The sequence below is a fragment of the Hymenobacter sediminis genome, from assembly GCF_003231285.1.
Lineage (GTDB): Bacteria > Bacteroidota > Bacteroidia > Cytophagales > Hymenobacteraceae > Hymenobacter > Hymenobacter sediminis.
The window spans coordinates 239,444-254,390 of sequence record NZ_QKNS01000002.1 but is presented as its reverse complement, the minus strand read 5'-3'; the positions used below and the strand labels follow the sequence as shown (position 1 = coordinate 254,390).

Annotated in this window: 11 protein-coding genes; 9 read left to right on the top strand and 2 right to left on the bottom strand. The window is 59.5% G+C overall.

The window, feature by feature from the left end; genetic code table 11:
- Positions 1-7: 7 nt before the first annotated feature.
- On the bottom strand, positions 8-1,357 hold the full coding sequence (gene ffh, locus DNI29_RS07635; RefSeq protein ID WP_110977504.1) for a signal recognition particle protein: 1,350 nt from the start codon (positions 1,355-1,357) through the stop codon (positions 8-10).
- 177 nt (positions 1,358-1,534) lie between these two features.
- Between ffh and DNI29_RS07630 the strand changes: the two genes are divergently transcribed.
- Positions 1,535-2,869, top strand: coding sequence for a glycosyltransferase family 4 protein (locus DNI29_RS07630; protein WP_238388041.1), 1,335 nt, complete (start codon positions 1,535-1,537; stop codon positions 2,867-2,869).
- A gap of 231 nt (positions 2,870-3,100) precedes the next feature.
- Here DNI29_RS07630 and DNI29_RS07625 read toward each other — a convergent pair whose 3' ends face one another.
- A complete protein-coding gene (locus DNI29_RS07625) occupies positions 3,101-4,942 on the bottom strand; it encodes a hypothetical protein (RefSeq protein WP_123823113.1) in 1,842 nt (613 codons plus the stop codon).
- Between the two features lie 289 nt (positions 4,943-5,231).
- Here DNI29_RS07625 and pseB point away from each other — a divergent pair, with 289 nt between their 5' ends.
- The 8 genes from pseB (at position 5,232) to DNI29_RS07585 (ending at position 14,894) form a co-directional block, all read left to right on the top strand.
- Positions 5,232-6,251, top strand: coding sequence for a UDP-N-acetylglucosamine 4,6-dehydratase (inverting) (gene pseB, locus DNI29_RS07620; protein WP_110977502.1), 1,020 nt, complete (start codon positions 5,232-5,234; stop codon positions 6,249-6,251).
- A gap of 98 nt (positions 6,252-6,349) precedes the next feature.
- Positions 6,350-7,525, top strand: coding sequence for a UDP-4-amino-4,6-dideoxy-N-acetyl-beta-L-altrosamine transaminase (gene pseC / locus DNI29_RS07615; protein ID WP_110977770.1), 1,176 nt, complete (start codon positions 6,350-6,352; stop codon positions 7,523-7,525).
- 187 nt (positions 7,526-7,712) lie between these two features.
- Positions 7,713-8,438: a cytidylyltransferase domain-containing protein gene (locus tag DNI29_RS07610; RefSeq protein WP_110977501.1), complete on the top strand. Its 726-nt coding sequence runs from the start codon at positions 7,713-7,715 to the stop codon at positions 8,436-8,438.
- Between the two features lie 42 nt (positions 8,439-8,480).
- Positions 8,481-9,998, top strand: coding sequence for a UDP-2,4-diacetamido-2,4,6-trideoxy-beta-L-altropyranose hydrolase (pseG, locus tag DNI29_RS07605; protein ID WP_110977500.1), 1,518 nt, complete (start codon positions 8,481-8,483; stop codon positions 9,996-9,998).
- 149 nt (positions 9,999-10,147) lie between these two features.
- Positions 10,148-10,891, top strand: coding sequence for a hypothetical protein (locus DNI29_RS07600; protein WP_110977499.1), 744 nt, complete (start codon positions 10,148-10,150; stop codon positions 10,889-10,891).
- A 117-nt stretch (positions 10,892-11,008) separates the two neighbouring features.
- On the top strand, positions 11,009-12,049 hold the full coding sequence (pseI, locus tag DNI29_RS07595) for a pseudaminic acid synthase (RefSeq protein WP_110977498.1): 1,041 nt from the start codon (positions 11,009-11,011) through the stop codon (positions 12,047-12,049).
- Between the two features lie 66 nt (positions 12,050-12,115).
- Positions 12,116-13,408: a glycosyltransferase family protein gene (locus DNI29_RS07590; RefSeq protein ID WP_238388040.1), complete on the top strand. Its 1,293-nt coding sequence runs from the start codon at positions 12,116-12,118 to the stop codon at positions 13,406-13,408.
- A gap of 55 nt (positions 13,409-13,463) precedes the next feature.
- Complete coding sequence (locus tag DNI29_RS07585; protein WP_110977497.1) at positions 13,464-14,894, top strand: DUF7033 domain-containing protein; 1,431 nt, start codon at positions 13,464-13,466, stop codon at positions 14,892-14,894.
- Positions 14,895-14,947: the final 53 nt, after the last annotated feature.

Below are 14,947 nucleotides of genomic sequence, written 5' to 3'. Positions count from 1 at the left end.
TAGTCGCTTAGCGCAGGGGACCTTTCATGCCCATCATCCGGGCCATTTGCTGCATACCGCCTTTGGTCTGGCTCATCTTGTTCATGGTGCGCATCACTTTGCGCATGTCCTCGAACTGCTTCATCAGGTTATTTACCTGCTGGATGTCGGTACCAGATCCTTTGGCTAGGCGGCGGCGGCGCGAGCCGTTCAGCAGCTCGGGCTGGGCGCGCTCCTTGGGCGTCATGCTCTTGATGATGGCTTCAATCGGCTTGAAGGCGTCATCGTCGATTTCCACGTCTTTCAGGGCCTTGCCCATGCCGGGGATCATGCCTACCAGGTCCTTCAGGTTGCCCATCTTCTTGATCTGCTCCAACTGGGAGAGGAAGTCATCGAAGTTGAACTGGTTTTTGCGGATCTTCTGGTTGATGCGCTTGGCCTCTTCCTCGTCGAACTGCTGTTGCGCGCGCTCTACCAGCGAAATCACGTCGCCCATGCCCAGGATACGCTGGGCCATGCGGTCGGGGTAGAACAGGTCGAGGGCTTCCATCTTCTCACCCGTCGAGATGAACTTGATGGGCTTCTCCACCACGGCCCGGATTGAGAGGGCCGCACCACCGCGCGAGTCACCGTCGAGCTTGGTGAGTACTACCCCGTCAAAGTTCAGACGGTCGTTGAAGGTCTTAGCCGTGTTTACGGCGTCCTGACCCGTCATGGAGTCCACCACGAACAGCGTTTCCGAAGGATTGATGGCACGCTTTACGGCCTCAATCTCCTTCATCATTTGCTCGTCCACGGCCAAGCGGCCGGCGGTATCGATGATGACTACCTTCTTGTTGTTCTTGCGGGCAAAGTCAATGGCATTCTGCGAAATCTCAACCGGGTTTTTATTTTCCGGCTCCGAATACACTTCTACACCAATCTGCTCGCCCAACACTTTCAGCTGGTCGATAGCGGCGGGGCGGTACACGTCGCAAGCCACCAGCAGCACATTGCGGCCCTGCTTTTTGATGTGGCTGGCCAGTTTACCAGCGAACGTAGTCTTGCCCGAGCCCTGCAGCCCCGAGAGCAGCACCACGGCCGGCTCGCCTTTAATTACAATGTCCTGCTTTTCGCCGCCCATGAGTTGGGTCAGCTCATCATAGACGATTTTGGTCATCAGCTGGCCCGGCGACACGCTGATGAGCACGTCGCGGCCCATGGCCTCGTCCTTGATTTTGTCGGTTACCTCTTTGGCCACCTTGTAGTTCACGTCGGCGTCCACGAGGGCCCGGCGGATTTCCTTTACGGTGGCGGCAACGTTAATTTCGGTGATACTACCCTGGCCCTTAAGGGTTTTAAAGGCGCGGTCTAGTTTGGTACTAAGGTTATCGAACATGGAGTCGCAGATTTGCGCAGATTTTCCTGATTTCGCTGAAGTATACTCGTGTTGCGTAAGCGCGGCACCGGAATGCTGGGAGGCGTCGGTGGTTCAGCCTCCAAAAGTAACCAGAAAACCCCGAAAGGCCGCAGGTGCTTACCTTCGCGGTTTCATTGCTACCCTCTCTTTGTGTCCGTGTCTGCTGCTCGCCCGCTTCGCCTGCTTGTTCTAACGTACTACTGGCCGCCTTCCGGCGGGGCTGGCGTGCAGCGCAGCCTGAAGTTTGTGAAGCACCTACCCCAGTTCGGGGTTGAGCCGACGGTCATTACCGTGGACCCCAGCCAAGGAGCCTACCCTGTACTCGACCACTCGCTCGCTGCCGACGTGCCGCCTCAGGTGCGCGTGATTCGCACGAGTACCTTCGAGCCTTTCGACAGCTATAAACGCCTGACGGGCAAGCAAGTTCCCTACGGAGGCTTCGTGGGCGAGAGCAAAACCAGCCGCCTGCAGCGCCTGTTCAAATTCGTGCGTGGCAACCTGTTCATTCCCGATGCCCGCCGCGGCTGGAACCGCTATGCCCTGCAGGCTGTAGCCGATTTACTGGCGGCCGGCGAGGAGTTTGACGCCGTGCTGACTTCTTCCCCACCCCACTCTACCCAACTGATTGGCCTGGAGCTAAAGCGGCGCTTCGGCCTGCGCTGGCTGGCCGACATGCGCGACCCCTGGACCGATATTTACTACTATAAAGAATTGAACCACACCCCCCTGGCCCGCTGGCTCGATGCCCGCTACGAGCGCCAAGTGCTGGAGCAGGCCGACGCTGTATTGGTGACAAGCCCTCATACCAAGCGGCTGTTTCTGGGTAAATCAAAGCAAATTGCAGCCGACAAAATTCAGGTAGTGCCCAATGGCTACGATGAAGACGATTTCCGGGCAGTAAGCACACCGCCACCAGATGCGTTGCTCATCACTCACACCGGCACCATCTCCGAAACCTACCACGTTGAGCAGTTGCTGGCCGCCTGCGCCGAGTGCGCCCGCCGCCACCACGAGGTTCCACTGCGCCTGCGCTTTGTGGGGAAAGTATCCGACGGATTGCGGCAGCAGGTAGTGGCGGCGGGGCTTGGTGAACAGACAGAGTTTGTTCCTTTCGTACCGCACGACGAGTCGGTGGGCTACCTGCTGCGGAGCACGGTGCTGCTAATGGCCATTCCCGACGTGGCAAATAACCTGGGTATTCTGCCGGGCAAGGTGTTCGAGTACCTGGCCGCCGGCAAGCCCATCCTGTGCGTAGGGCCGGCTGGCTCCGACGCCGACCTGCTGCTGCGTGAGTGCGGCGCGGGCCAGGCCCTACCCTACGCCGACTACGAAACCATGCTGGCGCATTTGGAAGCATTAGCCGCGCAGTGGCGCAATAACCCTAACCTTGATCTGCCCGCTGGCCGCGCCACCGCCTACTCCCGCCGCGCCCTTACTGAGCGGCTGGCGAAGTTGGTGAGGGTAGGTGAAGAGGTGACCAGTGACAGGTAAATGGTCGGAAGTGAAGGGTGGTAGGTGAATCGCGTGTTATGCAGAGGCGCAGCCGAAGCATCTAGCGTGCTGACGTTACAGGACTATTCACTCTACCTCTCTCTGAGAGGGAGCCGGGGGGTGAGGTTGCCCACGCGAGATTCCTCGACAAGCTCGGAATGACGTTCTGTTTGTAACCTGTTACTTGTCACCTTATCACACTTCAGCTCATCACCCCATCACCTCATCACTTTACTTAAACAAGCCGCGCAGCTTGCTTGGTACTAAGCTGGCGGCGCGGGCTTTCAGGTCGGTCCAGGTGGAATGGTCGAGATGGTGGCCGTGCCACTGGCCGATAGCGGCGGCCAAGCGCTGGGCCAGGGTGCGGTAGTGTTGGCGGTGGTAGTGACGGAGGTTGTTGGTCACGTCGGCGGGCGTCTGCACAAAGTCGCGCACATCTACTACCTGGCAGTTTTCGGCGGAAGCCGCAAAATCCATCAGAGCCTGGTTCATCAGGTAGTGCCGCTCTTTGGCGCCAGTTTCGCCCGAGCCGGGCACCTCTATTTCGGCTCCGTTCAGCAGGAAGATGGGCACCTGAACCGGCACCTGAGCCCGCAGCCACCGCAGGTTTTTCGTGAACTGCTCGGGCGAAATCTGCCCGACGAACTCAAACTCCTGCTGAAACCGGCGCAAGAAGGCTTCATCCATACCCTGAAAACGGCGCTGGACGTACTTGGCTGCCTGCGTGGCGGGGTCCACGGCTGTGAGGTTCTGGTAGCCACCGAACGGAATTTCTAAGCCAGAGGATTTTTCGCGGTACAACTCCTGGGTGTAGTCCATCAGGGGGCTGTACACCAGCACATCGTAGTTGCCGCTCCAAAGCTGCGTTTCGAAGGCTTCGCGGCCGAGGAAGGGTAGCGTGGCAGCTAGGCGCTGCTGCTCGGCGGCAGGCCACTCGCGCCCGGCGCGCAACAGGGCCGTGTGCTCCAGGTGGACGGGAATCTGATGCTCGTTGTTGTAGTTGAATTCTTCAACCACGGCCAGGTCGAACGCCTGCAAGAAGGGCGTGAGCTGGCCCAGGTCGCAGCCGCCTTTCAGCAGCACCCGCAGCCGCTCGCCGGCCGGGGCCGAGGCTGTCGCAACCGGAGCTTCGATTTCGATGGTAACCCAGTCGGGTTTATCTGTGGTATTGAGGGTAGTGGCTACCTCGCCCTGCACCTCCAGCGCCGGAAAGCCGAGGTGGGCGTAGGTGAACTGCTCCACGCCCAGGTGCAGAATCCGGCAGGAAAACACCAGTTGCTCCAACTGCTGGGTGGTTGTATTCAAACAATAAATCCCTACCAGCCCATAGTCCCCGAACCGGTCGCGCACCCGCACGGTGCCCCAGCGGCGGGTAGCATCCGCGAAGCTGGCCTGCAGTTCGTCTTTGGTAACGCGGCGCTTGGTGAAGTTGAGCTGGTTGGAGCGGTTAATCAGCTCCTCGATGCGGTCCAGATCCGACACTACCTCTGCTCCTTCGCGAAACTCAATGCGCACTTGGGCGTCGCGCAGAAAGGCCAGGTTGTCATCATAGGCAGCCCGGGCCTGCTGCTGGCGCTCCAGCAGCCGGTACTGCTCCAGGCGCGAAAACGTGGGGTCGGGCTTGCCGCTGGCGCGCAGCTGCGGGGCCAGCGCGGGCAGGTCGGCGGGGTCGGCTACCTGCAGCTCGGGGTTGTAATACTGAGCCTCAGCCCGGTTCATGGAGTTATCGTCCAGAAACAGGGCGTTGGGGGCGCGTAGCTGCATCTGTTCCAGCAACTGCTTGATGATTGGCCCCTTGGGCTGCCAGCTAATTTGCGGAAACACAAACAGGTCGCGAATGCCCAGCTCCAGCAGCTTGGCTTCGGCCGGCGCGAAATCGTTTTTGCTGACAATGGTGTGCACGATGCCGCGGGCCGCCGTGTCGCGCACCAGCTGCAGATTATCCTCCAGCGCCTCCACCGCGCCCTCCGAGAGGGTGCCCTTCCAGAATGTATCGTCCAGGTCCCAGATGATGACTTTAATAGGTTGGGTGGGGGTAGGCATGGTCATAATAGCAAAGAAAACGTCTGTCATCCTGAGCGGGAGTGAAGGACCCCGCCCACTTGGTTCATGCATTTCACTAGTCCTGAGTATAACCTCAGGCTATGGAGCGATTCCTGTGGCTGGCTTTCTGGGTTAGCCAGCAGTAAAGGCCCTTCGTCCTCGCTTGATGCGCGACATGCTCAGAATGACAAGCAAGATCTGGTAAGCAGGACAAAAGTACGGAAGCTCCCGGCGGAATGTCTATTTTTGCCTGCCTTACCCCGGGAGGTCCGGTTTAGGTGACGTTTCACCTGTTTTCCTCCTCCCCTCATCACTCCCAATGGCCCTCGACCTCAATCATAAATCCATTTTGGTAACCGGCGGTACCGGTTCGTTCGGCAAGCAGTTCGTGCAGACCGTGTTCGAGAAATACCCCCAGGTAAAGCGCTTGGTGGTGTACTCGCGCGACGAGCTGAAGCAGTTCGAAATGTCGCAGATTTTTCCCCACTCCAAGTACCCCGCCATTCGCTACTTCATTGGCGACGTGCGCGACGGGGAGCGGCTGAAGCGGGCCTGCGAGGGCATTGATGTAATTGTACACGCCGCCGCCCTCAAGCAAGTGCCGGCCGCCGAGTACAACCCCATGGAGTGCATCAAGACCAACATTTTCGGGGCCGAAAACGTGATTAACGCGGCCCTGGACTGCGGCGTGAAGGATGTAGTGGCACTGAGCACCGACAAGGCGGCGGCGCCCATCAACCTCTACGGCGCCACCAAGCTCTGCTCCGATAAGCTGTTTGTGGCCGCCAACAACATGAAAGGCAGCCGGGATTTGCGCTTTTCAGTGGTGCGCTACGGCAACGTAATCGGCTCCCGTGGCTCGGTGGTGCCGTTTTTCCTGCAGCGCCGCCACACCGGCGTGCTGCCCATCACCCACCCTGACATGACCCGCTTCAACATTTCCCTAGAGGAAGGTGTGGACCTGGTGCTGTACGCGCTGGAGCACAGCTGGGGCGGGGAGATTTTTGTGCCCAAGATTCCGAGCTACAAGATTACGGAGGTAGCCAAAGCCATCGGCCCCGACTGCCGCCAGGAAATTGTGGGCATCCGGCCCGGCGAGAAGCTGCACGAGGAAATGATTACCGAAACCGATGCCCTAAGCACCGTGGAGCTGGATAAATATTACGTTATCCTACCCTTCACCCCGCGCTGGGACGTGGACGATTTCATCAAGCACTTCGGGGGCCGCCGCGTGGAAGCCGGCTTCCACTACGACTCCAGCAACAACACCGAGTGGATGGACGCCGAGCAAATTCGGGAGGAAATCCGCCTGCACGTCGATGCCGATTTCACGGCGTAGCACCGCGCTGCGTTACTAAAAAAGAAGGCCGCTTTCTGGTGAAGGCGGCCTTTTTTGCGTTTCGAGTTGTTGCTGCACCAGCTACCTTTGAAACTACTATGCCTGCATCTAGCTTCTCCCCTACCCGCCCCATTGCCTACGGTCGCCAGCAAATCACCCCCGAGGATGTGCAGGCCGTAACGGAAACCCTGTATTCCGACTACCTCACCCAGGGCCCCAAAGTGGCGGAGTTTGAGCAGAAGTTTGCGGCTTACGTGGGCGCGAAATACGCGGTGGCCGTTGCCAACGGCACGGCGGCCCTGCACCTGTGCGCCATGGCGCTGGGGGTGCAGCCGGGCCAGCGGGTCATTACTACCCCCATTACCTTCTCGGCCTCGGCCAACTGCGTGCGCTACTGCGGCGGCGAGGTGCATTTTGCCGACATCGACCCCGCTACCGCCCTCATTGACCTGAAGGCCGTGCGCCGCCTGCTGGAAAGCCACCCGAAAGGCTACTTCCACGGGCTGATTCCGGTGGACTTCGCGGGCCTGCCCGTGAATCTAGAAGAAGCTCGCCAGCTGGCCGATGAGTTTGACCTCTGGATTATTGAGGATGCCTGCCACGCACCTGGCGGTTTTTTTCTGGATAGTCAGGGCCGGGAGCAGCGCTGCGGCAACGGGGAGTTTGCGGAGCTGGCCATTTTCAGCTTCCACCCCGTCAAGCACATTGCCACCGGTGAGGGCGGCATGATTACCACCAACCGGCAAGACCTCTACGAGCATCTGCTGCGCCTGCGCACCCATGGCATCACGAAGGAGCCTTCCCAGCTGCAGCGCCCCTCCGATGGCGGCTGGTACATGGAAATGCAGGAGCTGGGCTACAATTACCGCATGCCCGACATGCTCTGCGCGCTGGGCATCAGCCAGCTTACTCGTGCCGAAGAAGGCCTGCAGCGCCGCCGCGAACTGGCTGCCCGCTACGATGCTGCCTTTGCCGAGACGCCCGGCGTACAGCTCCTGACGCCAGCCGCGGGGCACGCCTACCACCTCTACGTCATTCAGGTAGCCGACCGCAAAGGGCTCTACGACTTCCTGCGGGAAAAGCAGATTTTCGCACAGGTACACTACATTCCGGTGCATACCATGCCCTACTACCAGCAGCTCGGCTGGCAACCCGGCGACTTCCCGCTGGCCGAAACCTACTACGCCCACTGCCTCAGCATTCCACTGTTCCCGAGCCTTTCTGATGAGGAGCAGCTGTACGTGATTGACTGCATCCGGGAGTTTGTGGGGTAGGAAAATGATAAAGGCCATGTCATGCTGAGCGGGAGCGAAGCATCTCTGCCGCTTCGTTACTACCCTCTTGGATTAGCCAGAGGCAGAGAGGCCTCAACAAGCGGACGCCAGATCAGATAGGACATGATTGGCAGATGACCGGCTCCAACGACAGTCACCTCCCTTTACTCAGCTACACTGTTACTCTTTGAAGAACGTCGGTATTATTTCTCAGGCCCGCATGACCAGCACCCGGCTGCCGGGTAAAGTGCTGCACCTGGCCGCTGGCCGACCCTTGCTGGACTACCATGTGGCGCGGCTCACGTGGAGCAAGCTGCCGCTGTACCTGGCCATTACGGCCAATGCTTCCGACGATGCCTTGGCCGCCTACGCCGAAATCCACCGCCTACCCTACACGCGCGGCTCCGAGGACGATGTATTGGCCCGCTTTCAGCAATGTGCCCAGCAGCACGACCTGGATGTGATTGTGCGCGTCACCTCTGACTGCCCGCTGCTCGATGGGCATCTCATTCAATCGGCGGTGCAGGAGTATCTAGCAGCAGACAACCCGCGCCTCTACCTCTCCAACGTACTGGAACGCACCTTTCCGCGCGGGTTTGATTTTGAGGTGTTCTCACGGGAGCTGCTGGAGGAAGCCCACGCCCACGCTACCCTGCCTGCCGACCGGGAACACGTCACGCCCTACATTCACCAGAACCGCTCTGGCCGCGTAGAATTCCGCCACGTTCGCCGCCCTGAGGACCGCAGCGCCTACCGCCTCACGGTAGATACGCCCGACGATTTTACCTTGATAAAGACGCTGATTGAGAACTACGGAGCGGCTGACTTATCGGGGGATGAGCTCATTCATCTGCTGGATGCTCACCCCGAGTTGGTAGCCCTGAACGCCCACATAGAGCAGAAGAAAATCTAGGCCGCTGCCGGGGTATCGGGCGCAGGTGGCTACTTTCGGGCCATGCAAACGCCCGCACCTACCCTTGTTCCCGTCCGCAACCCTACCCCCCGCCTCGTGCTGCGGGCCGATGGCAACTCCCGCATTGGGCTGGGCCACGTGATGCGGCTGCTGGCCCTGGCAGAAATTCTGCGGCCGGACTTCAAGGAGCAGCTCTTCTTGATTCGGGAGCCGGACGCGGCGCTAGTCGGGCAGCTCCGGGCGGCAGGCTTGGCAGTGCACGAGTTGCCCACGCAGCCCTTAGCCGAGGAAGCCGCCTGGCTGGTGCGCCACATCTTGCGCCCCTCCGACCTGCTGGTGCTCGATGGCTACGATTTTCGCTACGACTACCAGAACACAGTGCGCGGGGCCGTAGCGCGGCTGGTATACCTCGATGATCTGCACGCTTACCCCCTCGCCGCCGACCTAATCCTTAACCCCGCCGGTGGCCTCACCCTCCGCCACTATGAGCTGCGCCAACCCGGCGCCCGTTTGCTCAGCGGTCCGGCCTTTGCCCCGTTGCGGGCAACCTTCCGCACCCAGCTAACGACTGACTCAGTAGCCCCACCCGATACCGTACTGGTGTGCCTGGGCGGGGCCGACCCCACCCACCAGACCCAGCGCATAGCCGCTGAGCTGCTGGCCTTGCCTTCCGTGCGACAGGTGCACGCGGTGGTGGGCGGGGCCTACCTGGGCTGGGAAAGCCTGAGCAACTGGGCCCAGGAGCAACCCCGGCTCCTGCTCCACCGCAACCTGTCGGGCCCCGACTTGGCGGCGCTTATGCAAGAATGCGGCGCGGCCGTGTGCTCGGCCAGTACCGTGAGCTACGAGTACGCGGCGGCCGGGGGTGGCCTGCTGTTCCTGCTACCCACTGCCGACAATCAGCACGACATTGACCGGTACCTGCGCGAAACAGGCTTGGCCCTACCCTACCCGACGGCCGCTAACGTGTTGACCTCACCCGAGGCCGGGCGTATTGCCGAGCGCCTGCGCCAGCAGCAACGGCAGGTGTTCGATGGGTTGGCTCCCGTGCGCCTGCGCCAGGAGTTCCGAGCCCTGCAGCTGCCCCCACCTCCCTTTTACCTCCGCCCCGTTACGGCTGCCGACTCGGAGCAACTGCTGGCCTGGACCAACGAGCCGACCGTGCGGCAGTTCTCCTTTAACCCTACCCCCGTAGAGCGCCCCAACCATGAGCAATGGTTAGCGGCCCGCCTCCAGGACCCGAACGCCTTGCTCTTGCTAGCCCAGGATGCCGCTACGGGCCGACCGGCCGGCTTAATCCGGTTTGCTATTGAAGAGAAAAAGGCTACCCTCAGCTACCTGCTGGATGCCGCCTTCCGGGGCCGTGGGCTGGCGCCGCTGCTGCTGCTGGCTGGTACGCGGCGCTTAGCGGAGCATTTCCCGCAGGTGCGGCAAGTGGTGGGCCACGTGCAGGAGGCCAATGTAGCTTCGGTGCGGGCTTTTGAGCGGGCGGGGTTTCAGATGCTGTCCAGTGAAAGCCCTGGTACTCTTAGCTTTCTTTGGTATACCGCTGGAGTTTAAGCAACTTTAGAACTTAGCTTTCTTCAAGCAAAAATTAAAGGTCAAATATCTGACGCCTTGCTATTTAAAATGAAGCTACCACAGCGGAGGACTAAGAGAGCCGATGTGGAATCAGTTAATTATTATTCCTACCATAACTTCTTACTTAGATGAAGTATATACTCACCGGGATTTTATTATTCCTGATGCTTGAAGGGCACGGGCAAACTTCTACGGGTTCAATCAGAGTAGGCATTTCAGCTGGAGTAAACAGACAGTTGCTCAATACCTTGAACCACGCCGATTATGGAGAAGGTGAATTTCTTCAGGGCACAGGAACAGTTGGGTTTATTGGCAGTGTGTACGGGCAAAAAGCACTGGGAAATCGAACTAGCCTCTATATAGCTCCAACCTTCTTTTATAACCACTTCGATGCTGCGCTTATCCAGACCATTCCCGTATATGCAGAAGTTCGTTACGGGTGGCTAATTAAGCAGTATACCTACTCGGCTACAGTAGGTGCTACCTACCGGCTGCTGGCTCACAAGGACAAGCAGTTGTATTTGAAAGCCGGATTAATTAATAGTCTAGAATACCGCAACACGCGTTTTACCGGGGTTAGCTTCTCCTTTTCCAGCAACAGGTATAACTCGATTTATACTATGATGGACTATAGTACAGCGCCAACTCCGCAGTGGCTGTCAGGGGCAGAGGCCGGATTAGGCTTGCGCCTGTATGATGGTGTTGACCTAGTTGTAGGGTACACGCACAACTTCACGAGTTCACGTATCCTGACTTATACTACTGAACTGGGCAGCGAACAGAGTGCCGCGGATGTGCGGGATACAATGGGCCGCTTCCGAACTCGCAATAGTTACATCTCAGCTCAGGTAACCTTTTGGCTGAACAAGTAAAGGAGATGGATGTCAATCTAGCTAGGAATAGCGACGAGAGGATGACATGTTGATACGTCATCACCTGCCTCCTAACTCAGACATCCCATTTCGGCGGTAGCTTCGTTTCTTTGCAGCATGAATTTCTCCCTTGGCTCCCGCCTCATCGGCCCCGATCAGCCGCCGCTTATCATTGCTGAGCTCAGCGGCAACCATAACCAGGACCTCAACCGTGGCTTAGCCATTGTGGATGCCATGGCCGCCGCCGGGGCCCACGCCATCAAGCTCCAGACCTACACCGCCGATACCATGACGCTGCCCGGCGCCTACCGCATCGACGACCCGAATTCCTTGTGGTACGGCCGCGAGCTGCACGAGCTCTACCAGGAAGCCCATACCCCTTGGGAGTGGCATAAGCCCCTGTTCGACCGGGCCCGGCAGCATGGCATGCTGGCCTTCAGCTCGCCCTTTGATGAAACCGCCGTCGATTTTCTGGAAACCCTCGACGTGCCGGCTTATAAAATTGCCTCCTTCGAAAACACCGACTGGCCCTTGCTGCGCCGGGTAGCCGCCACTGGCAAGCCCGTGATTATGAGCACCGGCGCCAGTCAACTCTCGGAGGTGGCTGAGGCCGTGCAGGTGCTACGCGAAGCCGGCTGCCGCGACTTGGTGCTGCTTAAGTGCACCAGCACCTACCCCGCCACGCCCCAGAACACCAACCTGCGCACCCTGCCCCACTTCCAGCAGCTCTTCCCCGATGCCCTGGTGGGCCTCTCTGACCACACCATGGGGGTAGGCGCCGCTGTGGCGGCCGTGGCCCTAGGTGCCTGCGTGGTGGAAAAGCACGTAACCCTGCGCCGCGCCGACGGAGGCGTGGACTCTGCTTTTTCTCTGGAACCCGAGGAGGTGGCTCAACTCGTGACGGAAACCGAGCGTGCTTGGCAGGCCCTGGGCCAGGTGCAGTACGGCGTGCAGCGCGCCGAGGAGAAGAGCCGTCTCTACAAACGCTCCCTGTATGTGGCCCAGGACGTTGCCGCCGGCGAGGTATTCACCAAGGACAACCTGCGCGTGGTGCGCCCCGGCGATGGTCTGCCGCCGCGCTACTACGACCAGCTGCTCGGTAAACCCGCCCGCCAGAACCTACGGGCCGGCACCCCGCTGACCTGGGATGCCCTGTAGGCTCCTGAAACCTCACTGATTCTGGTAGCGCGCTGCTCTTGAGCGGCGCGCTATTTTTGTAGCTCTATGCCTGATTCTGCTACCGCCCGCCTGCGCGACATCCTGCAGTTGCGTTTCACCGACCTGTTTGCCTCGCTGCCGCCCCACATGCTGGAAGCCATTTCGCCGGCCAGCCCCTGGAAGCGCCTGGCCAAAGTGGCCGGCTACGCGGGGCTGCGGCTGGTAGGCAACATGTTCCGGCCGGTGCGCAACCCGGAGCAACTGCGCGGCGCGGTGTGGCTGTACGTGGTCAGCCAGAACAATTACGACTCCCTGCACTTTCTGCGGGAAACACTGCCGGAGGCGGTGCTGGTAGCGGGCCAGAGCAAACAGATTGGCCGCTACAACGGGGTAGTAAACCGTCTTTCCCTGCGGCGTAAGTTGCTGTATTACGGTCAGTTCCCTACCCTGTACCAGGGCCTGAAGCGCACGGAAGGCAGGAAAGCCTGGCGGTTTTTCGACTTGATTTTTAACGCCATTGGCTACTATGAGGTGTACGTGCGGGCTCTGCGCCACTACCGCCCCCAGGCCATCATCTTCGCCAACGACCACAACGACGATGCCCGAGCCCTGCTGCTGGCGGCCCGCACCTGCGGCGTGCCCACAGCCTACGTGCAGCATGCCAGCGTCAGCACCAACTTTCCGCCCCTAGGCTTCGATTTCAGCCTGCTGGAAGGCCAGGACGCGCTGGACAAATACCGGCAGTGCGGCCCGGTAGCAGGCCGGGTGGAGCTGGTGGGCATGCCTAAGGCCGATGCGTTTCTGGCCCGCAAAAACCTGAACTCCACCGTGCAGCGCGTGGCCGTGGCCATCAACACCCTCGATGAAACAGAGTCCGTAGCCGCTACTCTGGCTCACCTGCTGCAGGAGTTTCCGAACCTAACGTTCACCCTACGCCCCCACCCTGGCGACTCGCGCGACTTTTCGTTTCTGCGCCAGCGCCACCCGCAGCTGCAGTTTTCCGACGCCCGCCAGCAAACGGTTTTTGAGTTTCTGGCCGAGCACGATGCCCTGATTGCAGGCGACACCAGCACCCATCTAGAAGCTACCCTGCTGAACCTGGCCAGCATCTATTTCCGGTTGGGCACCCACGGCGTGGCCCAAGATTACTACGGCTATGTAGCCCATGGCCTGATAGAAAGCGCCCACACCCTCGATGAGCTGAGCGGACTACTGCGGCGCTACCAGCAGCACAAGCCCACCGATTTGTATCACCGCGCGGCCTACTACAACGCCACCCTGGGCACCCCTGAGGAAGGCCACAGCCAGGAAAGAGCCACCCGGCTGCTACGGGAGTGGCTGGGGCAACAAGCTGGCTGAAAGTAATGCCCGACCAGGGGCGCAGAGTAATTCGATAGCGCTTACTTTGCCATCAATGACTGCTCCTCCTTTCCCCATTGCGCCGCACCCTATTTCTGCTGAAGTTCGCCTAGCCTACGTGCTCCGGCACTTCCGCATGGCCTACGAGGCTGTGCCACAGGTTTCCATTGGGTACGAAGGCCTTCGGCCGCAGGTGGAAGTAGCCGATGCGGCCGAAGGTTTTTTCAATGAACAGCAGCCCTACCCCCCAGCGCCTACCCAAAGGCAGTGGCTAGGGCGCACCATCCCGTTTTTCTTCGACCCCGAGCCGCAAAAGCCCCTCCTGGAACTGCTCCCAGGTAGCCGCGCCTTCATCCACGCCGATGTACTTTCGGCGGCCTTTTATCTGCTCAGCGGCTGGCAGGAATATTTTTCGGAAGAACGAGACCAGCACGGCCGTTTCCCTTACTCGGCCAGCGTGCAGCACCGCTACGGCTTCGTGACGGTGCCGGTAGTGAACTACTACTTCGATGTACTGAAAACGGCCGTGGAGCATGTCACGGGCCAGCAGTTGCAGCTGCGCCGCTGGGCCAACGGTGCCTCCTGGGCAGCTTTCATTACCCACGACATCGACAACTTATACAGCGCCTGGAAAGCCCCCGCCAAAGCCGCCTTGCGCCAGGGTCAGCTCCTGAGCTTTGGGCGACAACTGTGGCAGCATTTCACTACCCCCGATGCCTGGGACAACCTCCGGCAGGTGCAGGAAACCGTGGCCAGCTACGGGGCCAAAAGCACCTTCTTCTTTTTGCCCGAACACCGCAGAGCAGCCGACGGTACGCCTAATGCCGATTATGCCATTCACACCCTTAAGTCAGACATTGCCGCATTAGAGACAGCTGGAGCCGAAATCAGCCTGCATGGGGGTATAGGTGCGGCCAACAACTATTCCGAGTTAATGCGAGAAATAGGGTTGATGGCCGGTCAACATCATTCGTGGCTTCGGCTCTCAACGATAGTAATACGGGAACTGACGCACATGGCACGTCAATACGGCATCAAAAATGGCATCCGCTTTCACTATCTATGTTGGGAACCGCGCCTCACCTCGACTATGCTCGATGATCTAGCTTTTGCCTATGACTCTACCTTAGGCTTTGCTGAACACTACGGCTTTCGCAACTCCTACTGCTTACCGTTCTATCCATTCAACTTCGCTAATGGCGAGCCCTCCACTTTCCTCGAAATTCCGCTGAACGTGATGGATGCTACCCTTTATCATCCGCGCTACCTCCAGCTGGCTCCCGAGGAAATCTTGCCGGCCCTGACGCCGATGTTTCAGGAGATTGAGCGGTTTGGGGGCGTGTGTACCGTGCTCTGGCACAACGAAAACTTCGACCCCGCCAATGAGAATACTGGTCCCCGCCAGTTCGCCGAAATCATGGAGTACCTTCGCAGCCGCCGGGTGGCCTTCGTCAACGGCCGGGAAATTTGCGAGTTGGTGAACTGAACCTATTTGTCATCCTGAGCCAGAGCGAAGGAACTCTACCGTTGGTAATTAAT